Consider the following 23,773-nt stretch of genomic DNA (forward strand, 5'->3'; position numbering starts at 1 on the left):
CCGCTGCAGTGCCGCCCCGGAGGAGACGCACGGTACTTATCGGCACGACACCGCACGACGATGACGTTGAGAGGTCTGTGATGCACGAACGAACCCTGCGACCGGCGAACCGCGAGACCCGAGGGGATGCGCCCCCGCGCTCCCGACGACTTCGACGGTCTGCAGCCGTGGTGGCCGCGGCGACCGTGGTCGGAGCCCTGTTGACGGCGGTGCCTGCGGCCGCCGCGGAACCCTTCACCGAGCTGATCGACTTCGAGGCATACGAGCGGGTCGCATTGAACGGGCAGGACGGGTGGGTGGCCTCGACGGCCCCGCGCGTGGTCGCCGACCCGTTGAACGGCAACAACCAGGTCGTCGAATCCGTCGGCGGAGGGCAGCAGTCGTACCGAGAGATCCCCGCGATCGCACAGGGAGAGACCGGCACGTTGTTCTTCCGGTTCCTGCGCACCGGGAGCGTGGACACCTCGTTCGGCCTCACCGATGTGGACGCGCCGAACGACTACGTGCACAGCCGGGCCTACGTGAACAATCAGAACGACGACATCCTTCGGGTGCGTGACGGCGGAGCGTTCAAATCTGCCGGTGTCTGGTCTCGTGACGCCTGGCAGTGCGTCTGGATCGTCGCCGACAATGCGACCGACAAGGTCACCGTTTACAGCCAGGGCGGTGCGTACGAAGAGAGGACCCGGCTGCCCGAAGGCACCGAGCAGCAGTTCGGCTTCCGTCAGGCGGTGAACGGCGCACTCGATCGATTCTTCTGGAAGAACGGCGCATCGAGCACAGGACGACTGCTGCTCGACGACGTGGCCGTCGACACCACGGGGGAGAACCTCGCGATCGCCACCGGGAACCCGGGTGACTGTGCACCCGGAGGCACCGCGACCGAACCCCTGCTCAACCCGCTCCCCGATCCCGCGCTCGCCGACCTCGGAATCGAGGTGACCGAGCTGGCGCAGCTGCCGGAGTCGCACACGACCCCGGCCACGCAGGACCAGCGCCTCGTGCGCCACAACCGGATCACGCACCTCGACGAGGTGCCCGACGGCTCCGGTCGGCTGATGGTGCCGGACAACAACGACATCCTGTACCTGGTCGACAAGGAGTCGGGCGAGTACGTTCCCTACCTCAACGTCCGCGACGAGTTCATCGACAATTTCCACAACAGCGCAGGCCTCGGCACCGGTCTGGGATCGGCGGAGTTCCACCCCGACTTCGCCGAGAACGGGCTCTTCTACACGGTGCACACTGAGGGCGGATCGGCTCTCACGGAGGACACTCCCGACTTCCCCGCCTTCGGGAACACCGCCTTCCACAGCGTGATCACCGAGTGGAAGGCCGACGACCCGTCTGCGGAGACCTTCGCGGGCACGCACCGCGAGGTGATGAGGATCCCGTTCGCCGGTCGTGTCCACACCGTGCAGCAGATCGCCTTCAACCCGACCGTCTCGGCCGGTGACGCCGACTACGGCAACCTGTACGTGCTCGTGGGCGACGGCGGCAACGGGGTCGGCAACGGCAATCCGCAAGACCTCGCCACACCGCAGGGCAAGATCCTCCGGGTGGACCCGACCGGCGGCGACAGCGCGAACGGCGAATACGGTGTGCCGACGGACAACCCGTTCGTCGACGAGTCGGATGCCCTTCCGGAGATCTTCGCCGTCGGCATGCGGGACCCCCACCGCATCAGCTGGGACCCCGAGGGCGACCACACGATGTACCTCGCCCACATCGGCGAATGGCAGGTCGAGTCGATCTACGCGGTCGAACCCGGGGACAACTTCGGTTGGTCTGTTCGCGAGGGATCCTTCGTGGCCGACAACCGGCAGATCTTCCCGCTTCCGGAGGACGATGCGGAGAACGGCTTCACCTATCCCGTCGCGGCCTACGATCACAATCGCGATCCCGGTCAGACCGGCGACGCGGGAGTGGCTGTGAACGGCGGATTCGTCTACCGCGGCGAGATCGCGGAGCTGCAGGGGCGCTACCTCTTCACCGATCTGGTGCGCGGGTGGGTGCTCTCCACCGATGCGGAGGAGATGATCCGCAACGACGGCGACATCGGTGACCTCGCCACGATCGAGGAGCTGCGGGTGTTCGCAGACGGCGAGGAGACGACGTTCCAGGACCTGGTCGGCGACAAGCGCGTCGATCTGCGATTCGGCTCCGACGCCGACGGCGAGCTCTACCTCGTGTCGAAGGCGAACGGGAAGATCTGGAAGGTCACCGGTGCGCGGACCGTCGACGAGCCCTCGTCACCGTTCGTGCTCCCGGCGCTCGCTCCGAACCTCGTCACGCACTACGACTTCGATCACCCCGACGCGGCGAAGCCGACCATCGAGACCGATCAGGGTCGCTCCGGTACCGACATCTCCCTGATCAACGGCGGAATCGAGATGCGGGTCGCCGATCGTGCCTATCCGGGCGCGGGCGAGGCGCTGCAGACGCAGCAGATGAGTCCGCGGACGGCGTCGAACGACGACTGGAAGGCGGGCATCTACGACGCCGACGGTGTCGAGTCGCTGGACAGGTTCGCCGGCACGGACAAGGCGTCCGTCATGGGCTGGTTCAAGCCCACCGGCGATCACCCGGCGCTGAACTCGGGCACGACGAATCCGGACGACGTGTACAACGCGATCGGTCTCGCGGGGGTGCTCACCGGAACGTCGGACGGACACGCGGTGCGCGCGTTGCTCGAGGTCATCACGGTCGGGGGCGAGCTCAAGCTCGTCGCGCTCGGGCGACGCGTCGACGGTGCCGGCTCGTGGACGTTCGCGGCCGATCTGCCCTGGAACGAGATCCTCAAGAAGGGGCGATGGGTGCATTTGGCGGCGACCTTCGACTTCGGCAAGGGCGAGATGAAGCTCTTCATGAACGGCGAGGAGCTCGCGGGGAAGTACACCGCAGCCAATCCGTGGGGTGAGGGCTCCACGTCCGACACCGCGCCTGCGGGCATCAAGATCGGCGGGAGCTTCCCGCAGAACACCCGAGAGGCCAATCCGTTCAACGGACGGATGGACGACATCATGTTGCTCGACACAGTGCCCACGGCCGAGCAGGTGGCCGCGCAGTATGCGCTGTACGACGTGCCGGAGGTCGAGCCTCCGACGCCGCCGACCTGCACGCCGGACGGCACCGTCATCACCGATGTGATGTCGCAGGATGACTGGGAGCCGAAGACCCCGGCCAAGTGGGACTTCCCCGGTGACCAGGTCATCCTCACGGAAGCGGGTACGAACCCGAACGACGGGATCCGCCGTCCGTTCGAGTACGCCGTGCTCACCGAGGGCCCGGAGCTCGGTTCGTTCGATCTCACCGGCCAGGTGCGCCTCGACGAGAAGGCGTCGGTCAACAACCGCGATGTGATCATCGTCTTCGGGTGGAAGTCCGACACGGAGTACTACTACGCGCACCTCTCGCAGGACAACTCCATCTATGCCCACAACGGCATCTTCAAGGTCAATGGTGCCGACCGCGAGCGGATCGACGACCAGTGGGATGGAACGGTCGGAGCGCCACCGGCTGTCACCGACGAGGAGTGGCACGAGGTGCGGCTGCTCCGATGCGCGGACAGCGGTGACATCGCCGTCTTCGTGGACGGGATCGACACACCGCTGATGACGGCGAACGACAAGACGTTCACCGAGGGGCGTGTGGGCTTCGGCTCATTCGACAACTTCGGACGCCTCCGTGATCTGTCGGTCACCATGGCGGCGACGGACACCACCGCGCCCACGGCGACCGTGAAGAGCGGCGCGACGTTCACCGTGGGGAGGGACGGCGTCTACAGCAAGGTGTCGTTCACGCTCCACGATGACGGAAAGGTCGACCGGTTGACGCTCAACGGCGTCGAGAAGGATCTGACGAACAACGCCTGGTCCGATCTGAACGCGGTGGTGCCCGGTGCCTTCGGCGCGGTGGAAGGCGCGAACACGCTGGTCGTGTACGACGTCGCGGGCAACGCGACGACCGTCCGCTTCACCCTCGATGCGACGGCTCCCACGGTCACGGTCAAAACGGGCGGCTCCTTCACGGTCGGCGCGAACGGCACGTACAGTCTGGTGTCTTTCAAGCTCCACGATGCCGGGAAGGTGGATCGCCTGACCCTCAACGGGGTGGCGAAGGATCTGACGGACAACGCGTGGTCCGATCTCAATGCCGTGAAGCCGGGTGCTTTCGGTGCGGTGGAAGGGGCGAACACGCTGGTCGTGTACGACGTCGCGGGCAACGCGACGACGGTCCGCTTCACCGTGACGGCCGGGTAGTCGCGTCGGCGGATGCGGGGTGCCCAGCGCCCCGCATCCGCCGACTGCCGGAACCCTGCTCCCATGCCCGCCCCAGCATCCCCGACTACCCTCAGTCACATGCGCCGTCTCCTCGTTCTGCCCCTCGTGCTCGCTGCCGGATTCCTCGTCGCCGGATGCTCGCAGGTCACGCAGCTGGCCGGTGATGCTCTCGGCGTCGACGTGCAGGTGACGTGCGCGACGATCGACGACGCCTACGGTCAGTACCAGGCGCTGCTCGAGCAGGGCGAGGTGTCGGCGGAGCAGGCGGATGCGGCGCGGGATCAACTGGTCGCGTCGCTCGACGGGCTCGCGGACGGCGTCGACGGGGCGCTGGGCGATGCCATCCGCTCCGGCGCCGAGAAGATCAGCGGGATGACCGATCTGCGGGCACCCGAGACCATCGAAGCGGTCGAGCAGCTCAAGGAGTCGGCGTCGGCGTTCTGCGGCTGAGCCGGATCGCGCCGGCGACCGTGGCGGCGACGAGCGCGCTGGAGCGGGCGCCGAGGTGGATGCCGTCGCGGTGGCTCGTCACGGTCCGGGCGGTGACCTCGAAGACGTCGATCAGGTCGATGTGGAGGTCGCTCGCCACGCGTCGCACCAGCGGGGCGACCTCGCTCGCGATGATCCGCTCATCGACGCCGCGGCGGTTCTCGAAGGCGACGGGTGGCGTCAGGAGGAACACGGTCGCTCCCCGTGCGCGGTAGCGTTCGGCGAAGTCGGCCAGCTCCGACGCGTATCGTTCCGGATTCCAGTTGTCGCCGCGCGCGTCGTTCGAGCCGAGCATGATGAGCGCGATGTCGGGCTGGGACGCGAGCGATGCTGCGGCGTGCGGAGTCTCGTCGTACGGCCAGTCGCCGTCGCGTTGCAGGGTGCGCCGGTTCACGCCGTAGTTGAGCACCTGATACCGGTCGCCGAGGATCCGCTGGAGGCGGCCGGGGTACGCGCGCCGCGCACGGCCTCGGAACAGCACGCCCGCGCCGTAGGTGTTGCTGTCGCCGACGGCTGCGACTCGGATCCGGTCTTCTCCGAGGCGGGGGACCGGCGGATACATGATCCTTCGATACATCACAGCGATGGTGCCCACCAGGAGGGCGACGCTCGCAGCGGCCGTGAGGATCCTCCGGCGCGCGTCGGACAGCACGGGACGGATCATCCGTCCATCCTCTCTCAATCCCCGTACCTGCGGGGGAAGGAAGGGAGACTGTCACTGAGTGCTGAGACGTGCAGAACAGGAGAGCGATGACGACCGTGTTCCCTCGTTCCGTCTCCGTCGTCATCCCGGTGCGCAACGACGCCCTCCTCCTGGAACAGTGTCTCCGCGCCCTGGAGCGGCAGACGCGCAGAGCCGATGAGGTCATCGTCGTCGACAACGGCAGTACGGATGACACCGTTGCGGTCGCCGAACGGCACGGAGCGCGAGTCGTGTCGGAACCCGTGCAGGGGATCCCTCGCGCCTCGTCGGCCGGCTATGACGCGGCGTCGTGCGACATCATCGCGCGCCTGGACGCTGATTCCCGCCCCGGACCGGACTGGATCGAGCGGATCGAGCGGACGTTCCGCGAACGGGACGACCTCGACTTCGTCACAGGCGACCCGCGCTTCTACGGCTCGACGCCGCTCGTGCACTGGGTGGGAGAACGCCTCTACATCGGTGGCATGTACGCCGCCCTCACTCCGCTGCTCGGACACGCGCCCCTCTTCGGCTCAAACATGGCCATGCGGGCCGAGACCTGGCGGATCCTGAGCGGTGAGGTGCACCGCGAGCCGCAGAACATCCACGACGACTTCGACCTGTCGTTCCACATCCGACCCGGGATGACCGTGCTGCGTGATCGTCGTCTCGTCGTCGAGGTCTCGGCGCGGCCGTTCCAGGACTGGGCTTCGCTTCGACGTCGGCTGAGCTACGTGCTTCCGACCGTGTGGCTGCATCTGCCGCAGGAGCCGCTGTATCGGCGACGGCAGGCCCGGCGGCGGGAGGAGTCGTCGGCGCGCGGCCGGTGAGTCAGCCGCGGGCGCGAGCGTACAGGTCGAGTAGATCCGCCGTCAGCTGGTGCGGAGTGGTCTCGCTCGGGCTGTGCCCTGTCGCATAAGCACGGAAATCCGCATCGATGTCGCGGGCGAACCTCTGGTGGGCGGCCAGCGGCCACAGGTCGTGCGCGCCGGCGACGACGAGTTTGGGCACCGGGAGTGCGCGCACGCTGCTGCGCAGGTCGGGCGTCGCCATCATCAGCCCGATGATCTCGTCGACGCTGCGCCTCCGTGTGAGGGCGAACCGGGAGCGCACGAACTCGAGCCGCCGGGGTGGCACGCGGTTCTTGTTCGTCACGATGCCCCAGATCATCAGGCCGGCGCCGCGCCGCGGGCTCGCGATCGGGGCGATCGGACCCAACCACTTCATGGTGGCGAAGACGTTGCCGGCGCCCGGGGGAGTCGTGAGAAGGGCGAGCGAGAGGACGAGCTCAGGGCGGCGGATCGCCACGGACTGCGCGATCGTGCCCGCGAACGAATAGCCCAGCAGATGGGCCGGGGCGCCTGCTTCGAGGAACGCGACGAGGTCGTCGATGAACAGGTCGTACGTGTAAGCCCGGTCCGCGCCGGCGGCATGCGATTCGTACTGGCCGGCAAGGTCGAAGGACTGCACGAAGTATCCGGCCTGTGCCAGAAGTGGCAGCATCAGCGCGAAATCCTCTTTGGATCCCGTCGCACCCGGCACCAGGACCGCACGAGGGTGCGTCGGATCACCGAGCGACACGACGGCCAGCTCACCGCTCGGCGCCGAGAACCACGACCTCACTGAGCCGGCGGGCGGAATCGTCCAATCGATGTCACCGATCGCGGCATCGAGCGCGGCGGCGGATCCGGCTGCCCGCTCACTTCGCGAATCCGTCGACACGCTGACACGGTACTCCCGCGCTCCGGTGCGCGGGCGGAGCGCGCGCCGGGAGATGCGCGGGCCGGTCAGTGTGCCCGGTCCTGCTCCAGCATCATCCGGGCGAGGTTGCGGGCCGAGTCCCATGGTCGATCGAAGGTCTCCATGCCGACCGTGACGATCGCCCCCTCGTAGAGCAGCATCATGGCCTGCGATATCTTCTCCGGGTTCGAGACGCCCGCTTCCTCGCACAGTTCGGCGAAGAGTTCGAGCAACCAGCTCTTCTGCCGAGCGACCTCGGGGAAGACGGGGTGGCCGTCGTGGCCGTCGCCGATCTCTGCGCGCGCGTTGATCGCGCTGCACCCCTTCGGGCTGTTGGCGTCCGACCAGGAGATCGCGGCGTCGAAGATAGCCAGGACGCGATCCGCGCCCGGATCCGGGACGCGAGCGAGGTGCTCGGCGACGTGGGCGCGCCAGCGCGCATCGCGGTGTTGCAGGTAGGAGACGACCAGGACTTCTTTCGAACCGAACCGGTCGTAGAGCGTCTTCTTCGTGACGCCGGCGGCTTCCGCGATCGTGTCGACTCCGACGGCGTGGATGCCGCGTTCGTAGAAGAGCGCTGATGCGGCGTCGAGCACGCGGGTGGCACCCGGTGTGAGGGGAGCGAGCTCAGGGATGGGGACGGCCATGACACCGAGTATACCAACCTGTATAGTCGAGCAGGTGAGTAAACAGATCGGTATACTTCACATCGGTGTGACGGTCGCGGCCTCCGTGGCGTTCGTCGTGACCTGGAGCTCCGGCTTCCTCGTGCCCGCGCTCGCCGCGGTGGAAGTCTCGCCGTTGACACTGCTGGTGTGGAGGTTCGTGCCTCTCGCTGTGATCCTGTTGGCCGTGGTCGGGTTCACCGGTGCGGCACGGGGTGTCTCCGCGGCCGATGTGAGGCGTCAGGCGCTCATCGGCCTGTTCGCCCAGTTCGGCTATTGCGTCGCCGTCTACGGAGCGATCGCCTCCGGTGTCGCTACCGGTACCACTGCCCTGATCGATGCCGTGCAGCCGCTCATCGTCGCGGTCCTCGTCGGCCCACTGCTCGGGTTGAGGGTGCGCGCGGCGCAGTGGGCCGGACTCCTGGTCGGCGCGGTCGGGGTCCTCCTGATCGTGCGCTCGCAGCTTGACGACTCCGTCGCGCATCCGGCCGCGCTCCTGTGGCCTGTGACGGCGATGGCCTGCCTCATCATCGGCACGTTCCTCCAGCGTCGGTCCCGACCACGGACGGGCACCCTCGTCGCCTTGACCATCCACGTGACGGTCACTGCCGCGGTGCTCGTGCCGGTCGCTGCGGCTTTCGAGGCGCTCGCACCGCCGTCATCCGCCTCTTTCTGGCTCGCCGCCGGATTCGCGGCTGTGTTCCCGACACTTGCGGCGTATGGCTTGTATTGGTGGCTGCTACGTCGGGTTGGCATCACGGCGCTGAACGCCCTGCTCTTCCTGATCGCGCCGACGACGGCACTCGCGGGTGCCGTCCTTCTCGGTGAGCCGCTGACGATCGTGACGCTCCTCGGCTTCCTCCTCTGCGCGGTGGGCGTGGCGGCGGTGCTCGTCGGCGAGGCTCGGCCCGCAGGTGCTGTCGATCACGGGTCCGTCCGGGTGAGAATGCGGCCGAGGCGTGGAGCTGGCGAGGCTGCGCGATAGCATCGACTCCATGAACTTCAATCGCTCCGCATGGTGGTGGCTGCGCTAGCAGCCGGTTGAAGTGTGTTCACGGGCTGCACGGCAGCTCGTGGCAGCACGCGAGGACTCCGTGTGGCTCCCTATCGATGGGAGAAAGAACGATGGAGTCCTTCATTGCGACGGCGCAGCGCTCGGCGGAGGTCGCGGCCGCCGTGGACCGACACCCGTAGCGGTTCCGAGTGCTCACGGGGGAGCGGCCGACCGGACCGCTGCACCTGGGGCACTACTTCGGGACGATACGGGAGCGCGTCCGGCTGCAACAAGCCGGAGTCGAGATGTTTCTCGTGCTCGCCGACTACCAGGTCATCACCGACCGCGATACGACGGACAACGTCCGTGAGAACGTTCACGGTGCCGTGCTCGACTACCTCGCCGCCGGAATCGACCCGGAGCGCACCACGATCTTCACGCACTCCTCGATCCCTGCTCTGAATCAGCTGCTGCTGCCGTTCCTCAGTCTCGTCACCGAGGCGGAACTGCACAGGAACCCCACGGTCAAGTCGGAGTACGCGGCGTCCGGTCGCGCGCTGAGCGGGCTGCTGCTGACGTATCCGGTGCACCAGGCGGCCGACATCCTCTTCTGCAAGGGCAACCTCGTTCCGGTCGGGAAGGACAACCTGCCGCACGTCGAGATGACCCGGGTCATCGCCCGACGGTTCAACGAGCGCTACGGCGAGCTCTTCCCCGTGCCGGATGCGCTCGTCACGGCGACACCGGAGGTGCCGGGGTTGGACGGACGGAAGATGTCGAAGAGCTACGGCAACGCGATCTCCCTCTCGATGACACCGGAGGAGACCGTCGCGGCGATCCGCCGAACACGGACGGATCAGGAACGGCGGATCACGTTCGATCCCGAAGCGCGTCCCGGTGTCTCCGCATTGCTGACGACGGCTGCGCTGTGCCTGGATGTCACGCCCGCCGAGCTCGCGGACGACGTCGGTGACGCGGGAAGCAACGCGCTGAAGACCGTGACCGCCGCGGCGGTGAACGACTTCCTGGCGCCGATGCGTGAGCGCCGGCGGAGTCTTGCCGCAGATGGCGAGCTGGTGCGCTCGGTCCTGCGCCGCGGGAACGAGCGTGCGAATGCGGAGGCGGAAGCGACTTTGGACGAGGTGCGCGAGGCGATGGGGACCGTGTACTGCTGAGGCGTCGAGTCGCGAGCCCCGAGCCCCGGGGCGCCGCTACGGGCGTCGGGCCTCGATCAGGTGACGCGTCGAATGCGCGACGAACGGTCCGTCGGCCTGGATCCTGTCGTGCAGGTCACGGAGCCGGTCGAGACTGTTCTCGACCGTGAACCCGGGCACCCACCAGATCACCTTGCGGAGCAGGTAGACCGCCGCGGCGACGTCGTGGATCTCGATGCGAAGCCTCACGGTTCGCAGATCGATGACCTCGAGCCCCGCAGCCCGTGCGGCGTCGGCCTCGTCGTCGGGGTGGCGTCCGCGGCGCGCTTCCGGCTGGGGGCCCAGGAAGAACTCGATCAGCTCGAACGCGCTCGCTCGCCCGACGTGCTGTGCGAAGTAGGTTCCGCCCGGCGTCAGCACCCGCGCGATCTCCGACCACCAGATCGTCGCCGGATGCCTGCTGGTGACGAGGTCGAAGGCTTCATCGCCGAACGGTAGTGGCGGCTCGTCGGGGTCCGCGACGACCACCACACCACGGGGATGCAGGAGCCGCGTCGCGCGACGCACGTTCGGTGGCCAGGACTCGGTCGCCACGGCGGCGGGCGGGAAGGCCGCGGCCTCGGCGAGAACCTCCCCGCCGCCGGTCTGGATGTCGAGCGACGCGGACGCACCGCCGAGGCGCTCGGACAGGAGACGGGCGTAGCCCCACGGAGGTCTCTCCTCGGTGGCTCTTCCGTCCAGCCAGCCGAAGTCCCATCCGGTCACGTCGGCGGTCCTTCCGGCTTCGATCAGTGCCTCGAAGGAATCGGTCATGGATCGATTCTCTCAGCGACCACCCCACCGGAGTCTTTAGTTGCACTTTAGCAACTAAAGGCGTATGGTTGACCTCGATCAACTTTCTACGCAGGAGCATTTCCCCTTGGCACACACCCCATCCGCAGTATCCGAGACACGCTCGGCACGCGAAGTCTTCACCGCGATCTCCGGGCTCGTCGTCGGCATGTTCGTCGCCGTGCTCTCCGGCACGGTCGTGTCGACCTCGATGCCGGTCATCATCGCCGACCTCGGCGGCACGCAGTCGCAGTACACCTGGGTGATCACGGCGAGCCTGCTGGCGACCGCGGTCTCGACCCCGATCTGGGGCAAGCTGGCCGACCTGGTCGACCGCAAGGTGCTCGTCCAGATCTCCCTCATCCTCTTCACCGTCGGCACCGTGATCGCCGGCTTCTCGACCGACACGAACATGCTCATCGCCGTCCGCGTCGTCCAGGGAATCGGTGTCGGCGGCCTGATGTCGCTGGTCATGATCGCGGTGGCTCTCATCATCTCCCCGCGTGAGCGCGGCAAGTACATGGGCGTCGTCGGTGGCATCATGGCCCTCGGCACCATCGGCGGCCCGCTGCTCGGCGGACTCCTCACCGACGTGTGGGGCTGGCGCTCCAACTTCTTCGTCGGCGTGCCCTTCGCGATCCTGGCCCTCGTGCTGCTGCAGTTCACCCTGCACCTGCCCAAGCCGCAGCGCGACTCGAAGGTGTCGATCGACTACTTCGGCATCGTGCTGCTCGCGGTCGGTGTCTCGACCCTGCTCATCTGGGTCTCGATGGGCGGCAACCAGTTCGACTGGGACTCCTCGACCAGCATCATGCTCGCCGTCACGGCCGGCGTCGCCATCGCCGCATTCATCACGGTCGAGTTCTTCGTCAAGGAACCGATCGTGCCGATGTCGCTGTTCCGCAATCGCACCTTCACGCTGTCGGTCGTCGCGTCGATCGCGATCGGCGTCTCGATGTTCGCCACCTCGGTGTTCCTCGCGCAGTACTTCCAGCTCGCTCGGGGCGCCACGCCCACCGAGTCGGGTCTCATGACCATCCCGATGATCATCGGTCAGATGGGCGCGTCGATCATCATCGGCCAGCTCGTGAGCCGGTTCGGCAAGTGGAAGGGGTGGATGCTGACCGGTTCGGTCCTGGCGACCGTGGGCGTCAGCCTGATGTCCACGCTGCGCTACGACACCCCGTTCCCGCTGGTCGCCGTGTACATGTTCGTCCTCGGTGCCGGACTCGGCATGGTCATGCAGAACCTCACGCTCATCGTGCAGAACGACACCGCCCCGCAGCAGCTGGGGGCCGCCTCGTCGAACGTGAACTTCTTCCGCACGATCGCGGGCACCATCGGCGTGACCGTGATGGGCTCGCTCCTGTCCACCAGCGTCGGCACGTACGTCACGGACGGGCTCGCCGGCTTCACGCCGACCTCGCAAGAAGAGGTCGACGCCTTGAAGCACCTCGCCTCGGGTGACGTCCCGAAGGTCGGGCAGCTGCCGGACACGATCCGCTCGATCGTCGAGAGCGCCTACGGTCATGGCATCGCCGACGCCTTCATCGTCGCGATTCCGCTCGCCGTGATCGCCATCGTCGCCATCGCGTTCATCAAGAACAAGCCGCTGTCGACGAAGAACGCCGCGGAGCAGATGCTCGAGCAGGCGGAGGAGTCGGTGATCGAGGTCTCCGAGGCCGAGGTCGGCGCCTCGCTCTCGACCGGAGCCATCCGGATCGACGGCGGGGAGTCCGCGACTCCGAAGACCGGTTCGGTGGGAGTGCTCGAACGCGAAGATCGGGACCAGGAGCGCTGACATGTCGTCCCCGGGAGCGGTCGCCTCGACGGATGTCGACAGTGCGCTCGGCGACCTGCAAGCGCATCTGAACCTCATCTTCGCGCGGACCAGGTCGCTGTGGAAGGAATCTGCAGCTCGGGTCCACCCCGAGCTGCAGGTCGCCGGCTACAAGCTGCTGACGTTCATCGATCGAGCGGGTACGGCCAACGCGCACGAGCTCGCAGACCGGTTCGAGATGGATAAATCGGTCATCAGTCGCCAGGTGCGGATGCTGGAGGAGCTGGCGCTTCTGGAGTCACGACCGGATGAGCGCGACGGACGACTCCGGGTGCTGACGGTCACGGCCGGTGCGGGTGCGGCGCTCGCGGAGGTCCGCCGCGAGTACGGCTCCCGCCTCCAAGCCGTGATCGATGAGCTCACCCCCGAGGAGATCCGCGCCGCGTCCAAGGTCTTCCGGCTGCTCGCAGAAGTGTGAGACGAAGCCCCGCTGTCACGATCGACAGCGGGGCTTCGCCGTACACTGGCGTTCTCGTGCAGTCCGTGGCGGGGGCTCGCGGCCCGTACCCGACATCGACGGTCACATCCAGATCCGATATGCCCGTGGCGAGCTTCACCTTGTGAAGGATCGGATTCTGGCTGCGTTGGTGCGGCGAACCCATCAATAGGGGACCTCACCCCGCCTCACGAGCTACAGCATGCCGCTCGTTCTTGCGTATCCAGGGTGATCGCACGCACCGCTTGACGCGTGTTGCGCGCTCTGTCGTGTTTACTCCGAATAGAGAGCCGCATCTAGTCCCGTGGCCCGATAGGGCACCGCAACAGGCGTAAGCAGAACTGGGAGTCCGCTATCAGCCGCGTATTTGTCCTGGAATTCGTACGCGTCATCTTCGACATCGAAAACACCGATGAAACCAGGAGTATCTTCCAAGTGCACAATCCACACCCTCATGAACGGAATGTAGCACTGACCTCCGGGCCGCTCCGCCCCTCGAACGTCCTCAACCGGCACCGACGTCGCCCTCGCGGCGCGACTACAGACCGTCACGTGCCGGTGCGGCAGGCCCATCGTCCGCAGGGTCTTCATCCGGTGATGGGGAACTGGGCGAGCCCGCGGTGAGCGCGAGCGCCGTGACAGCGGCGGTGGCCGCTGCTGCGATGCTGCGGCGCAGGTGACGAGCAATGCTCATGGTGGGACAGTAGCGCAGCAGCTGGCCACCCCCTTCGCCGTACACTGGCGAGCATGAGCGCCTCCTCCGACGCCCCCGCCGAGACCCCCGCATCCGACGCCGACGCGGAACTGTTGGGGGACGCGGAGATCGATCACGCCATCACCCGGGTCGAACAGGAACTCGGGCGTCTCTTCGCACGGATCCGGGTGAGCTGGCGTGAGGCCGCGGCCACCGTGCACCCCGACCTGCAGCCCCTCGGCTACCAAGTGCTCACCTCCATCGCGACGGGCAAGGCGACCTCGGCCGGGGCGATCATCGAACGCCTGCAGACCGACAAGTCGGCTGTGAGTCGCCAGGTACGCCAGCTCGAACAGCTGGGACTCGTCGAGAGCATCCCGGATCCGGAGGACGGCCGGGCGCGCGTCCTCGTGGCCACCGACCTCGCCCAGGAGCGGGTCGCGCTCGCGCGGTCGCAGTACGAGGGGCGCATCGGGGAGCGGCTGCGCAGGTGGACGGCAGCCGACCTCGACCACTTCGCCGACCTGCTCGCGGCGCTCGGCGGGAACTGAGGGAATACGGGGAGCGCTCCGGGCCTTACCTCCCACTGTGAATCTCTACGAACCCGCCCGCTTCGGCGCGCTCCCGCTGACCAATCGCGTCGTCATGGCGCCGCTCACCCGCACGCGTGCCGATGACGACGGTGTGCCGACCGCGACGATGGCGGAGTATTACCGACAGCGCGCAGGGCAGGGACTGATCATCTCCGAAGGTGTCTGGCCGGCTCTTGAAGGCAAGTCCTACTCCGGACAGCCGGGCATCGTCACGCCCGCACAGATCGAGGCGTGGAAGTCGATCACCGCGGCGGTCCACGCCGAGGGAGGAACGATCGTGATGCAGCTCATGCACGGCGGTCGTGTGGGTCACCCCGCGATCTCGGGGGAGCCCCGGGTCGTCGCTCCGAGCGCGCTCGCCGCACCGGGACAGACCCACACGCCCGAAGGCAAGGCCGATCTGCCCATCGCCCACGCCCTCACGCTGGAGGAGATCCCCGAGGTCGTCGAGCAGTTCGCTCAGGCCGCACGTAACGCGATCGCCGCCGGCTTCGACGGCGTCGAGGTGCACGGTGCCAACGGCTACCTGGTGCACGAGTTCCTCTCGCCCGTGTCGAACGTCCGCGACGACGCGTACGGCGGGTCTCCCGAGAACCGGGCACGCTTCGCGATCGAGGTCGTGTCGGCCGTCGCTGCCGCCGTCGGAGCCGATCGCACCGGCATCCGTCTCTCGCCGCAGCACAACATCCAGGGTGTGCTGGAAGAGGACGACGCCGACGTACACGCGACCTACACGGCCGTCGCCGAGGGGCTCGCGCCGCTCGGCCTCGCCTTCATCGACGTGCTCAACGCCGATCCTGCCGGCGAGCTCGTGCAGCACATCCGCCGCACGGCGGGCGCCCCGCTGATCGTCAACACCGGCTTCGCGATCGAGACGACGCGGGACGCCGCAGAGGCACTCGTCGCCGACGGCATCGCCGATGCGGTCGCTGCCGGGCGTCCGGTGATCGCCAACCCCGACCTGATCGAGCGCTGGCGTCAGGACTCCGAGCTCAACGAACCCCGCCCCGCGCTGTTCTACGGCCGGACCGCGGAGGGGTACACCGACTACCCGTCGCTGGAGTCGGTGCGCGTCGGAGCCTGACCTACGGTTCCCGGCGGACGTCGACGAACGAGAGCGGGCGGAATCAATGCACTTATCGCAACTTATGTACATAAGTTGTATAACGTCGTTATGAACACGATCAGCCGCAGTGTCCCATCGAAGGATCTGCGCGACAGCCTCGCTGACGTCCTCGGGGGCGTCGCTTACGGTTCGGAGCGCGTGGGCGTCACGCGTCACGGGAAGCTCACTGCCGTGGTGATCAGTGTGGACGACCTCGAGCTGCTTGAGGAGCTCGAGGCCGCCCGCGATGCGGCAGAGTTCGCCGCGGCGCGCACGGCCGATGATGGGCAGCGCGTCACGCTGGATGAACTGCGCTCGGAAGTTGCGTGACTGCGTATCGGGTCGAGTTCACGACGGCGGCCGCGAAAGAGGTCCGCAAGCTGGATCCACAGAATCGTCGCCGCATTCTGGGTGGCTCACCGGCGTGACGTCTACGAGATGTGAGCGGACGACGGTCGTCAGAGCGCGATGTCACCGGCCGTGTCGAGAGGTCGCCATCCGGTCTCCCGTGCTCCCGGCTCCACGAGCACGTCGGAGGCGAGCAGTGGCCCGAGGTCGAGCCCGGTCAGGGTGGCGATGTCGGAGATGGGCACTTGGAACGTGCGGAACGCCGCCAATGGTGGGACGACGAGTGTCGTCTCACGGGTGTCGACCAGCGCGGACTGATCGAGCACGAAGCCGGCCGCAGCGAGCTCGTCTCCGCTGCGCCATGCGGCGATCTTCCAGAAGCGGCGCGGGATCCGGACACCCCGGTAGGGCGGGTCATCGTCGGCGAGGATCGGTGCGGTGAAGACCGACACGCGCTGGTCTGTGGTCTCGGCGTAGGCGAGCACGTGATCCTCGAGGCCGAGCCAGAGCTCCTTGGACTGGTTGAACGCCGCCGCCTGGGGTGCGGCGTTGGGATAGAAGAAGGTCGCCTCCGCCGCCGACCTCGCCTCGGAGAGCTCGCCCCAGCCCGGGTCGCGCCGCCGCACCAAGTGGCCGCGATCGAGATCGTTGCGCGCGTAGACCGCCGGCCCCGTCTGCTCATTGGCGGGGATGCGGGGATCGAGCCGCCACTCGCCCGTGCGGGGGAGTTCCCGGAGCCGGGCACCGTCGATGTTGACCGCCGTCACTGCAGCCAGTCTGCGTGCGGGGTCGAGCAGCACGGTGAAGCGCGGGTAGGGAAGTTCACGGCTCGGTTGCGCGGGGCGCGGAAGTGGCAGTGGCGTGCCGAGGAAGTCCGGGTCGTAGCCGTCAGTCATGCTCCTATCGTGCACGGGGCCTCCGACGAGGGCTATCCGGATCGAAGGGCACTACCTCTTTCGTCACCGGGCTCGACGATCACGTCGAGCGCAACTCCCTCGCAGCCGACGCGCGGAAGAGCGGCGAGACCGCTGCCGCGCACGGAGTCTCCCGTGGCCCATCGAGGATCGGTCGATACCACGACCCGACCGACGCCGTTCGTCAAGGTCACCTCGCATCCGAGTGCGGCGAAACGCGGAGTGAGGTCCTGTTCGACGGCCGACACCAGCAGGTCGAGTCCGGCGACTCCGATGCGCGCACCGTCCACCTCGGCGGGGACCGCGATCGTGATCGTGTATTCGTCGCTGCACAGGTAGTCGACGTAGGGGCCTGCGACGTGCGGCTCTCCGGTGGCCATCGGCACCCGGAACCACTCCAGCGCGCTGTAGTCGATGTTCTCCTTGTTCAGTGACTGGGAGGCGAGAACGAGCTGTCTCCGATCCTCGCCCTGCCACCAGGCGAGGTGACTGTGCGCGTCGGTGAGGAGGTCGATCGCCGCGATGAATCCTGCTCCGTAGACGGGTCTCTCCTGCAAAGCAAGAGTCGTCAGGGCGTGGGGTTCCACGAGCGTGTCGATCTTCGAACGGGTGAGCGCGCCGGTCGCTCTCGCCTCGGAGACCTGGGCGGCGAACGGGTCCACCCAGTCGAGGAGCGTGCGCACGGGCGCCGTGAAGTAGTCCTCCACGATCGCCGCTGCGGCCTGGATGGCGGTGTCGGTTGCTGTGTTCATCATCGCGTCCTCCTGTGCACGTCGATGGGGGCTGTGTTCTAGCCGGTGGCGGCCTGGAGCCGGATCAGGGCATCGATGGTCTCCGCCGCCATGAGCTCGGTTCTCGCCCCGGCGGCATCGGGGTCTCCGGCCTCCACGGCGTCGATCACGGCGGCGAGGTGAGCGGCCTGCCGTCGGAGGTTCTCGGTCTCGTAGGCGACGAGGCGCAGAAAGGGGGAGAGCTCCGCCTGCAGCTTCATCTGCTCGCGGGTGAGTCGCGCCGACTGGCTCAACGCGACGATCTCGATCTGCACGTCGTCGAGGAGGCGGCGCTGTGCTTCGGGGTCGAGGTCTTCGATCCGCTCCAGCCGGCGACGCACCCGCTGTGTTTCGCTGGGATCGGCGCGCCTCGCCGCGAGTCGGACGCATGCTCCGGTGATGGCGGCGTAGTGGGCACCGAGGTCTCGCAGTGCCAGGCGCGACGTGCGGCGCACGGCCTCTCTGGCGAAGGTGAGCGGATCGGCGTGCGCGGCGACGAAGCTGCCTCCGTTGCGCCCGCGGCGGGTGACGACGAGGCCGCGGCCCCGGAGGGCGAGGAGCGCTTCACGTACCGTCACGGGGGCGACCCCGAGGCTCTTGCTCAGGTCTGCTTCCGATGGGAGTCTCTCACCGGCGCGGAGGTGCCCGCGCGTGATCGCATCGACCAGGCGACGCTCGACGAGTTCCGCCCTGCCTTCGTCGCCGATCGGCTGGAACAACGCCCCCTGGAGTCGATGCGGCTGCGCATGCTCCGTCTCTGTGTCGAGTCCGGGGGAGAGCTCCGCAGAGGCGTGCGTCGGGTGCGTCGTCGAGCTCGATCCCATCCTGCGATTCTCCCTTCCGTGATCACGATACCCAAGAAGTTCCTGTTGACATATTACCTATGGGTTTATATGTTTTGGTGAATCTTCCGAGTTCGACGACGATCTGAGGAGCGCGAGATGATCGCCACGGCACCCGCAGCACCCACAACACCCGAGGGCACACGCCCGGACGGGACGGTGACTCTGAGCGGCGTCACCAAGTCCTTCGGCGAATTCACCGCCGTCCGCGACCTCGACCTCGAGGTCGCGTCGGGTGAGTTCCTGTCGATGCTGGGCCCCTCCGGCTCCGGCAAGACCACGGTGCTGCGCATGATCGCCGGCTTCGAAGACGTCACCGCGGGCAGCATCCTCCTTTCCGGAGTGGACGTCACGCGTACGCCACCGCATTCGCGCCCGGTGAACACGGTCTTCCAGGACTACGCGCTCTTCCCGCACCTGACCATCGCCGACAACGTCGGCTACGGGCTCCGCGTGCGCGGCGAAGGCAAGGCCGCCCGGGCCGCCCGGGTGCACACCTCCCTCGAGCAGGTGCGCCTCGACCATGTCGCCGACCGACTGCCCCACCAGCTCTCGGGCGGCCAGCGTCAACGCATCGCCCTGGCCCGAGCGCTGATCCTGCGCCCGCAGGTGCTGCTGCTCGACGAGCCGCTCGGCGCGCTCGACAAGCAGCTCCGCGAGCAGATGCAGATCGAGCTCAAGCAGATCCAGCGCGAAGTCGGAATCACCTTCATCTTCGTCACCCACGATCAGGAGGAGGCGCTCACGTTGAGCGACCGGGTCGCGGTGTTCAACGGCGGCCGGGTCGAACAGGTGGGTGCCCCTCGAGATGTCTACGAGCGACCGGAGACGGAGTTCGTCGCGCGCTTCCTCGGCCTCTCGAACCTCATCGGCGGGGAACTCGCCGAGGCCCTCACCGGTGACCGGCGGACGATGAGCGTGCGACCGGAGCGCATGCGGTTGACGGGCCGCGATGCGGCGCTCTCCCCGGGGGAGGTCTTCCTCGACGGCACGATCACCGAGATCGTCTACACCGGCCCGGCCACCCGCTACCTGATCGCGACCGACGCGGGGATGGACGTCACCGCCGAACGTCCCAATGCCCGGCACTCCGCCGCCGACGACCTCGCCCGCGGTCACCACGTCCGTGTCGTCTGGTCTCCCGACCAGGCGGCTCGGCTTCCCTGAAGAACGCAACAACCGAACACCCGATGCACACCTGCAGCACTGATCACGAAGGAGCGATCCATGCGTAAGAAGATCCTGGCCACCACGGCGATGGCAGCCGCCGCCGTCCTCGCCCTGTCCGGCTGTACCACCGGAGGTGAGGCCACCGAAGGCTCCGGCGAACTCCAGATCGACGTTCCCGACATCGCCATGCAGGATGCCCTCGGCGACTACGAGGGAGAGGTGAACATCGTCGCCTGGAGTGGATTCGTCGAGCCGGCGTGGAGCGACGCCTTCACGAGCGAGACCGGGTGCGTGGTGAACCGTCGTGTCGCCGGTACCAGCGACGAGATGGTCCAGCTCATGCGCACCGGCGACTACGACCTGGTCTCCGCTTCGGGGGATGCGAGCCTGCGTCTGATCGCCGGCGGCGACGTGCAGCCACTCAACCTGGAGCTCATCCCGAACTTCGGCGACGACATCGTCGAGGGCATGAAGGGCCAGATCTACGACACGATCAATGGCAAGTCGTACGGCATCCCGATCGGTCGAGGTGCGAACATCCTGCAGTACAACAGCGAGATCGTCACCGAGGAGCCCACCAGCTGGGACGTCGCCTGGGAGAAGGACAGCCCGTATGCGGGCAAGGTCATCGCCTACGATGCTCCGATCTACATCGCCGACGCCGCGGTGTACCTGATGGCGCACGAGCCCGACCTCGGCATCACGAACCCGTACGCGCTCGACGAGGAGCAACTGGAGGCGGCGATCGACCTGCTCAAGCGGCAGAACGAGATCGTCTCCGAGTACTGGTCCGACCCCGCGGCACAGATCACGTCCTTCGCGGGCGGGACCACCGTGCTCGGCACATCGTGGGAGGTGCTGCGCAAGCTCACGGAGGATGACAGGTTCCAGAGCGTGCTGCCCGAAGAGGGCTCGACCGGCTGGTCGGACGCCTGGATGCTGGCCACAGAATCGAAGAACCCGAACTGCGCGTACGCATGGATGGACTACTCGTCTTCCCCGGAGGTGAACGGCGCGATCGCGATGAACTTCGGCATGGCGCCGGCCAACGCCGCCTTCTGCGACACCAGCGAGGAGGCGAAGGCGCACTGCGAGTACTTCAACGCGACGGACGAGGAGTACTTCAAGAACGTCTGGTTCTGGACGACGCCGATCGAACAGTGCATCGACGGCCGCACCGACGTCACCTGCACCAACTTCCAGCAGTGGACGGACGCCTGGCTCTCGGTCAAGGGCTGAGCCGCCTCGAGGGGGTGGGTCGGCAGGCCCATCCCCTCATCCGCCCGCATCTTCCGCAACCACGAACGGGATCGACATGAAGCGCCGCCTCCGGATCGCCGGGCTCCTGGCCCTCCCGATGACCTGGCTCATCGGGATCTACATCTTCTCGCTGGTCATGCTCCTGGTGACCGCGTTCTGGATCACCGACCCCTTCACCTCGAAGGTGAAGCCGGGGTTCACGCTGCGCAACTTCGAGCAGCTCCTCGTCAATCCCGCCTACCTGTCGACATCGATGCGGACGCTGGGCATCGCGCTCGCGGTGACGGTGCTCGCCATCCTCATCTCGGTGCCTCTCGGCATCTTCATGGCCAAGATCGCGTCGCCGTGGCTGCGGGCGCTCCTGGCCGTGTCGATCACCCTGCCGCTGTGGGCCGGGTACCTGGTGAAGGTGCTCGCGATGCGCATCACCTTCACCGAGCAGGGGTTCGCGAATTGGTTGCTGGCACCGTTCGGGATGTCCGGTCCGGGGTTCAGCGTGCTCACCGTCGTGCTCACCCTGACCTACCTGTGGCTGCCGTACATGGCGGTCCCGGTGTACACCGCGATCCGCCAGGTGCCGCCCAACCTCTTCGATGCGTCCGCCGACCTCGGTGCCGGATCATGGCGAACGATCGCATCGGTGGTCCTGCCGATCATCAAGCCGGCCCTCATCGCCGGCTCCGTCTTCACGTTCTCCCTGAGCCTCGGCGACTATCTGGTCGCCCGCTTCGTCGGCGGGGACACGCAGATGATCGGCAGCGTGATCGCGTCGAACATCAACCTGAACCCGCCGCTGGCGGCCGCGTACTCGCTGGTCCCCATCGCGTTCGTCGTCATCTATCTGGTGAGCGTGCAGCGCACCGGTGCTCTCGAAAGGATGTGAGTCGCATGCTGAGACTGTCCCGCACCTCGAAGGTCGTGCTCGGCGTCATCGTCGCGGTCGTCCTCGCCTTCATGTACATCCCGCTCGCGCTCGTGGTGCTCAACTCGTTCAACGCCGCGCGCATCGTGAGCTGGCCCGTGAGCGGGTTCTCGCTCGAGTGGTGGGGCAAGGCGTTCACCAGCGAACCGGTGCGCGCGGCGCTCCTGAACTCCGTGCTGGTCGCTTCCGGCGCAACCGTGATCGCCGTGATCCTCGGCACGCTCGTGGCCTTCGCCCTCCAGAGGTATTCGTTCTTCGGACAGCGCGCCGTGAACCTCCTGGTGGTGCTGCCGATCGCGTTGCCGGGCATCGTCACCGGCGTCGCCCTCAACAACACGTACAACCAGATCCTCGAGCCGATCGGCATCCAGGTCGGCTTCTACGGCATGATCATCGCGCACGGCACCTTCTGCATCGTCATGGTGTTCAACAACGTGCTCGCCCGGCTGCGACGAATGAACCCCGGCATCGAAGAGGCCTCGAAGGACCTCGGTGCGAGCCCGTGGCAGACCTTCCTGCTGGTGACCCTCCCGCAGTTCCGCAGTGCGCTGATCGCCGGAGCGATCCTCGCCTTCGCGCTCAGCTTCGACGAGGTGTACGTCACGATCTTCACGGCTCCGCCGGGCGTCGACACCCTGCCGCTGTGGATCATGAACCAGATGGCGAGACCCAACGAGGCCAACGTCGTCAACGTCGTCGCGACGGTCGTCATCGTCGCGTCCTTCATCCCGGTGTGGATCTCACAGCGGCTGGGGAAGGAGGTCGACGAGCGCGACTGACCGGTCAGTCGTCGGTGCGGAAGCCGGCCGCCTTGTGCGTGCCGTCGCAGAAGGGCTTGAGGGCGGAGAGGCCGCAGCGGCAGAGGGCGACCGTCCGGCGGTGCGGCGCGATCGGATCCCCCTCGACGGTCAGCACCTCGATGTAGCCCCGTACCAGCAGCGGGCCGTCGGGGTACGGCGTGATCGTCACAGGCTCCCGTGCGGCGCTCATACGCCCGCCCGCTGCCGGAGCGCGGAGGCCCCCGCCGTCCACGCCTCCAGAGTGGCGGTGCCACCCCAACCGTCCACCGTCAGGCAGGCGGCGGCCCCGAACATGATGTCGGGGAGTAACTCCGGATGGTCTTCGGCGAGGCTTCCCGCCAGATCACGGGCGGCGATCTGCTCGTGCACCGCATCCGCTTCCACATGCTCGTCGAAGTACGCCGTCACCGCGTCGTCGAAACCCAGACGACGCAAGCCGTCGGCGTACAGGCGGCAGGGGATGGAGGACGTCATCTCGTAGGCCGCCAGGTGTCCGACGATCGCGCCCACCAGGCGGCGGTTGAGGCCGAACAGCGACATCATGTTCAGCGAGGCGAGGGTGAGCGCGGGCAGATCGTCGATGTACGCGCCATAGGTCGCGTCGAGACCCGCGGCCGTCATCGCACGAGCGAAGAGAACGGCGTGCACACGCTGGGGACGCCCGCCTCCGTACTCGTCGGACTGGATCTCGACCAGCGCAGCCTTGGCGCGACCGTCCAGCCGCGGGATCGCCCACGAGTGCGGGTCGGCCTCGCGCAGCGTGTAGGCCGAACGTTGGATGAGCATCTCCCGCGCCTGCTCCTCGGTCGCCTTCTTCACGAAGTAGCGTGAGAGGCTCGGCCCGGTGTCGGCCTCGGCGAGGGCGAAGAGGGCGCGGCCGACGGCATCCACGGTCGGGTCCGGCAGGTCGGGCGTCGGAATGCGCGCGCGCAGTGACCTCTCGAACGCCGCCTCGAGGGCCTGTCTGGTCTGCAGGAGCGCGGGGTCCCACTCGAGCTCGGCGTCCAGCTGCGGCAGCGATCCGTAGGCGGAGGCGTAGAGGACGAACAGCGCGAGCTGGATGTCGTCGTCGCGCACGACGTCGGTGCTCGCTGCCATGGCGTCGGCGGCGAGTGCGGTGTGGTCGGACGCGGTGCCCTCCGTGAGATGTGCGATGACTGCGCGGCTCAGCGGGCCTCGATCGCGGAAGGTGAGGGCAGTGGGGGCGACGAGGGTGGATGCGGTCATAGGTCGGGCTCCTG

The 23,773-nt window shown here is 67.4% G+C and carries 23 protein-coding genes and 1 pseudogene; 14 read left to right on the forward strand and 10 right to left on the reverse strand.

Translation table 11 applies throughout. The annotated features are described in order from the left end of the window. Positions 1–80 precede the first annotated feature (80 nt). Together KV397_RS02745 and KV397_RS02750 are read left to right on the forward strand one after the other, a co-directional pair. The gene (locus tag KV397_RS02745; RefSeq protein WP_261812112.1) at positions 81–4,262 is read left to right on the forward strand and encodes a PQQ-dependent sugar dehydrogenase; all 4,182 of its coding nucleotides are present in this window, start codon (positions 81–83) and stop codon (positions 4,260–4,262) included. Positions 4,263–4,361: 99 nt separating this feature from the next. Beyond that, positions 4,362–4,733 (forward strand): hypothetical protein, encoded by a 372-nt coding sequence (locus tag KV397_RS02750; RefSeq protein WP_261812113.1) that lies wholly within the window; start codon positions 4,362–4,364, stop codon positions 4,731–4,733. On the opposite strand, the gene KV397_RS02755 is transcribed toward KV397_RS02750, so the two are convergent. Further along, the gene (locus KV397_RS02755; RefSeq protein WP_261812114.1) at positions 4,702–5,436 is read right to left on the reverse strand and encodes a GDSL-type esterase/lipase family protein; all 735 of its coding nucleotides are present in this window, start codon (positions 5,434–5,436) and stop codon (positions 4,702–4,704) included. The two genes, KV397_RS02750 and KV397_RS02755, sit on opposite strands and share 32 nt — an antisense overlap. 86 nt (positions 5,437–5,522) lie before the next feature. Between KV397_RS02755 and KV397_RS02760 the strand changes: the two genes are divergently transcribed. Further along, a complete protein-coding gene (locus KV397_RS02760; RefSeq protein WP_131492302.1) occupies positions 5,523–6,284 on the forward strand; it encodes a glycosyltransferase family 2 protein in 762 nt (253 codons plus the stop codon). Position 6,285: 1 nt separating this feature from the next. On the opposite strand, the gene KV397_RS02765 is transcribed toward KV397_RS02760, so the two are convergent. Both KV397_RS02765 and KV397_RS02770 read right to left on the reverse strand, forming a co-directional pair. Then, positions 6,286–7,176 carry an alpha/beta fold hydrolase gene (locus KV397_RS02765; protein WP_261812115.1) on the reverse strand — a complete coding sequence of 297 codons (891 nt, stop codon included), beginning with the start codon at positions 7,174–7,176 and terminating at the stop codon, positions 6,286–6,288. 65 nt (positions 7,177–7,241) lie between these two features. Further along, on the reverse strand, positions 7,242–7,841 hold the full coding sequence (locus KV397_RS02770; RefSeq protein WP_261812116.1) for a TetR/AcrR family transcriptional regulator: 600 nt from the start codon (positions 7,839–7,841) through the stop codon (positions 7,242–7,244). A 34-nt stretch (positions 7,842–7,875) separates the two neighbouring features. Between KV397_RS02770 and KV397_RS02775 the strand changes: the two genes are divergently transcribed. Both KV397_RS02775 and trpS read left to right on the forward strand, forming a co-directional pair. After that, the gene (locus KV397_RS02775; RefSeq protein WP_248570251.1) at positions 7,876–8,844 is read left to right on the forward strand and encodes a DMT family transporter; all 969 of its coding nucleotides are present in this window, start codon (positions 7,876–7,878) and stop codon (positions 8,842–8,844) included. Positions 8,845–8,984: 140 nt separating this feature from the next. Next, positions 8,985–10,028: pseudogene (gene trpS, locus KV397_RS02780) on the forward strand (tryptophan--tRNA ligase). 36 nt (positions 10,029–10,064) lie between these two features. Here trpS and KV397_RS02785 read toward each other — a convergent pair. Then, positions 10,065–10,820: a class I SAM-dependent methyltransferase gene (locus KV397_RS02785; RefSeq protein WP_261812117.1), complete on the reverse strand. Its 756-nt coding sequence runs from the start codon at positions 10,818–10,820 to the stop codon at positions 10,065–10,067. 106 nt (positions 10,821–10,926) lie between these two features. Here KV397_RS02785 and KV397_RS02790 point away from each other — a divergent pair, with 106 nt between their 5' ends. Together KV397_RS02790 and KV397_RS02795 are read left to right on the forward strand one after the other, a co-directional pair. Then, a complete protein-coding gene (locus tag KV397_RS02790; RefSeq protein WP_131492305.1) occupies positions 10,927–12,639 on the forward strand; it encodes a DHA2 family efflux MFS transporter permease subunit in 1,713 nt (570 codons plus the stop codon). A gap of 1 nt (position 12,640) precedes the next feature. Beyond that, complete coding sequence (locus tag KV397_RS02795; RefSeq protein ID WP_047524442.1) at positions 12,641–13,096, forward strand: MarR family winged helix-turn-helix transcriptional regulator; 456 nt, start codon at positions 12,641–12,643, stop codon at positions 13,094–13,096. 556 nt (positions 13,097–13,652) lie between these two features. On the opposite strand, the gene KV397_RS02800 is transcribed toward KV397_RS02795, so the two are convergent. After that, positions 13,653–13,808 (reverse strand): hypothetical protein, encoded by a 156-nt coding sequence (locus KV397_RS02800; protein WP_261812118.1) that lies wholly within the window; start codon positions 13,806–13,808, stop codon positions 13,653–13,655. Between the two features lie 53 nt (positions 13,809–13,861). Between KV397_RS02800 and KV397_RS02805 the strand changes: the two genes are divergently transcribed. The 3 genes from KV397_RS02805 (at position 13,862) to KV397_RS02815 (ending at position 15,836) form a co-directional block, all read left to right on the forward strand. Then, entirely contained in the window at positions 13,862–14,359 is a 498-nt protein-coding gene (locus KV397_RS02805; RefSeq protein ID WP_261812119.1) for a MarR family winged helix-turn-helix transcriptional regulator, read from the forward strand. A 37-nt stretch (positions 14,360–14,396) separates the two neighbouring features. After that, positions 14,397–15,485, forward strand: a complete 1,089-nt coding sequence (locus KV397_RS02810) for an alkene reductase (RefSeq protein WP_261812120.1) — start codon at positions 14,397–14,399, stop codon at positions 15,483–15,485. A gap of 90 nt (positions 15,486–15,575) precedes the next feature. Then, positions 15,576–15,836, forward strand: coding sequence for a type II toxin-antitoxin system prevent-host-death family antitoxin (locus tag KV397_RS02815; RefSeq protein WP_134352170.1), 261 nt, complete (start codon positions 15,576–15,578; stop codon positions 15,834–15,836). Positions 15,837–15,964: 128 nt separating this feature from the next. Here the strand turns inward: KV397_RS02815 and KV397_RS02820 are convergent, their stop codons facing one another. From KV397_RS02820 to KV397_RS02830, 3 genes are read right to left on the reverse strand one after another with little or no spacing between them, the layout of a single operon-like run. After that, positions 15,965–16,750: a DNA/RNA non-specific endonuclease gene (locus KV397_RS02820; RefSeq protein ID WP_261812121.1), complete on the reverse strand. Its 786-nt coding sequence runs from the start codon at positions 16,748–16,750 to the stop codon at positions 15,965–15,967. A 32-nt stretch (positions 16,751–16,782) separates the two neighbouring features. Beyond that, positions 16,783–17,523, reverse strand: coding sequence for a cache domain-containing protein (locus KV397_RS02825; RefSeq protein WP_261812122.1), 741 nt, complete (start codon positions 17,521–17,523; stop codon positions 16,783–16,785). 35 nt (positions 17,524–17,558) lie between these two features. Beyond that, positions 17,559–18,362: a FadR/GntR family transcriptional regulator gene (locus tag KV397_RS02830; protein ID WP_261812123.1), complete on the reverse strand. Its 804-nt coding sequence runs from the start codon at positions 18,360–18,362 to the stop codon at positions 17,559–17,561. Positions 18,363–18,479: 117 nt separating this feature from the next. Between KV397_RS02830 and KV397_RS02835 the strand changes: the two genes are divergently transcribed. The 4 genes from KV397_RS02835 (at position 18,480) to KV397_RS02850 (ending at position 22,511) form a co-directional block, all read left to right on the forward strand. Then, positions 18,480–19,547 carry an ABC transporter ATP-binding protein gene (locus KV397_RS02835; RefSeq protein ID WP_261812124.1) on the forward strand — a complete coding sequence of 356 codons (1,068 nt, stop codon included), beginning with the start codon at positions 18,480–18,482 and terminating at the stop codon, positions 19,545–19,547. 60 nt (positions 19,548–19,607) lie between these two features. Then, positions 19,608–20,789, forward strand: a complete 1,182-nt coding sequence (locus KV397_RS02840) for an extracellular solute-binding protein (protein ID WP_261812125.1) — start codon at positions 19,608–19,610, stop codon at positions 20,787–20,789. A gap of 76 nt (positions 20,790–20,865) precedes the next feature. Continuing rightward, entirely contained in the window at positions 20,866–21,693 is an 828-nt protein-coding gene (locus KV397_RS02845) for an ABC transporter permease (RefSeq protein ID WP_261812126.1), read from the forward strand. A 5-nt stretch (positions 21,694–21,698) separates the two neighbouring features. Continuing rightward, complete coding sequence (locus tag KV397_RS02850; protein ID WP_047523422.1) at positions 21,699–22,511, forward strand: ABC transporter permease; 813 nt, start codon at positions 21,699–21,701, stop codon at positions 22,509–22,511. A 4-nt stretch (positions 22,512–22,515) separates the two neighbouring features. On the opposite strand, the gene KV397_RS02855 is transcribed toward KV397_RS02850, so the two are convergent. Together KV397_RS02855 and KV397_RS02860 are read right to left on the reverse strand one after the other, a co-directional pair. Next, positions 22,516–22,722: a CDGSH iron-sulfur domain-containing protein gene (locus KV397_RS02855; RefSeq protein WP_261812127.1), complete on the reverse strand. Its 207-nt coding sequence runs from the start codon at positions 22,720–22,722 to the stop codon at positions 22,516–22,518. Beyond that, positions 22,719–23,759 carry an iron-containing redox enzyme family protein gene (locus KV397_RS02860; protein WP_261812128.1) on the reverse strand — a complete coding sequence of 347 codons (1,041 nt, stop codon included), beginning with the start codon at positions 23,757–23,759 and terminating at the stop codon, positions 22,719–22,721. Before KV397_RS02860 ends, KV397_RS02855 begins: the two co-directional genes overlap by 4 nt. Positions 23,760–23,773 lie beyond the last annotated feature (14 nt).

Source organism: Microbacterium aurugineum (genome assembly GCF_023101205.1).
Lineage (GTDB): Bacteria > Actinomycetota > Actinomycetes > Actinomycetales > Microbacteriaceae > Microbacterium > Microbacterium aurugineum.

Excerpts from the sequence above, each read along its gene's own strand:
- KV397_RS02745 (WP_261812112.1), top strand. The coding sequence starts at position 81 with ATGCACGAACGAACCCTGCGACCGGCGAACCGCGAGACCCGAGGGGAT.
- KV397_RS02750 (WP_261812113.1), top strand. The coding sequence starts at position 4,362 with ATGCGCCGTCTCCTCGTTCTGCCCCTCGTGCTCGCTGCCGGATTCCTC.
- KV397_RS02755 (WP_261812114.1), bottom strand. The coding sequence starts at position 5,436 with ATGATCCGTCCCGTGCTGTCCGACGCGCGCCGGAGGATCCTCACGGCC.
- KV397_RS02760 (WP_131492302.1), top strand. The coding sequence starts at position 5,523 with ATGACGACCGTGTTCCCTCGTTCCGTCTCCGTCGTCATCCCGGTGCGC.
- KV397_RS02770 (WP_261812116.1), bottom strand. The coding sequence starts at position 7,841 with ATGGCCGTCCCCATCCCTGAGCTCGCTCCCCTCACACCGGGTGCCACC.
- KV397_RS02785 (WP_261812117.1), bottom strand. The coding sequence starts at position 10,820 with ATGACCGATTCCTTCGAGGCACTGATCGAAGCCGGAAGGACCGCCGAC.
- KV397_RS02795 (WP_047524442.1), top strand. The coding sequence starts at position 12,641 with ATGTCGTCCCCGGGAGCGGTCGCCTCGACGGATGTCGACAGTGCGCTC.
- KV397_RS02800 (WP_261812118.1), bottom strand. The coding sequence starts at position 13,808 with ATGAGCATTGCTCGTCACCTGCGCCGCAGCATCGCAGCAGCGGCCACC.
- KV397_RS02805 (WP_261812119.1), top strand. The coding sequence starts at position 13,862 with ATGAGCGCCTCCTCCGACGCCCCCGCCGAGACCCCCGCATCCGACGCC.
- KV397_RS02815 (WP_134352170.1), top strand. The coding sequence starts at position 15,576 with ATGAACACGATCAGCCGCAGTGTCCCATCGAAGGATCTGCGCGACAGC.
- KV397_RS02820 (WP_261812121.1), bottom strand. The coding sequence starts at position 16,750 with ATGACTGACGGCTACGACCCGGACTTCCTCGGCACGCCACTGCCACTT.
- KV397_RS02825 (WP_261812122.1), bottom strand. The coding sequence starts at position 17,523 with ATGATGAACACAGCAACCGACACCGCCATCCAGGCCGCAGCGGCGATC.
- KV397_RS02830 (WP_261812123.1), bottom strand. The coding sequence starts at position 18,362 with ATGGGATCGAGCTCGACGACGCACCCGACGCACGCCTCTGCGGAGCTC.
- KV397_RS02835 (WP_261812124.1), top strand. The coding sequence starts at position 18,480 with ATGATCGCCACGGCACCCGCAGCACCCACAACACCCGAGGGCACACGC.
- KV397_RS02840 (WP_261812125.1), top strand. The coding sequence starts at position 19,608 with ATGCGTAAGAAGATCCTGGCCACCACGGCGATGGCAGCCGCCGCCGTC.
- KV397_RS02845 (WP_261812126.1), top strand. The coding sequence starts at position 20,866 with ATGAAGCGCCGCCTCCGGATCGCCGGGCTCCTGGCCCTCCCGATGACC.
- KV397_RS02850 (WP_047523422.1), top strand. The coding sequence starts at position 21,699 with ATGCTGAGACTGTCCCGCACCTCGAAGGTCGTGCTCGGCGTCATCGTC.
- KV397_RS02855 (WP_261812127.1), bottom strand. The coding sequence starts at position 22,722 with ATGAGCGCCGCACGGGAGCCTGTGACGATCACGCCGTACCCCGACGGC.
- KV397_RS02860 (WP_261812128.1), bottom strand. The coding sequence starts at position 23,759 with ATGACCGCATCCACCCTCGTCGCCCCCACTGCCCTCACCTTCCGCGAT.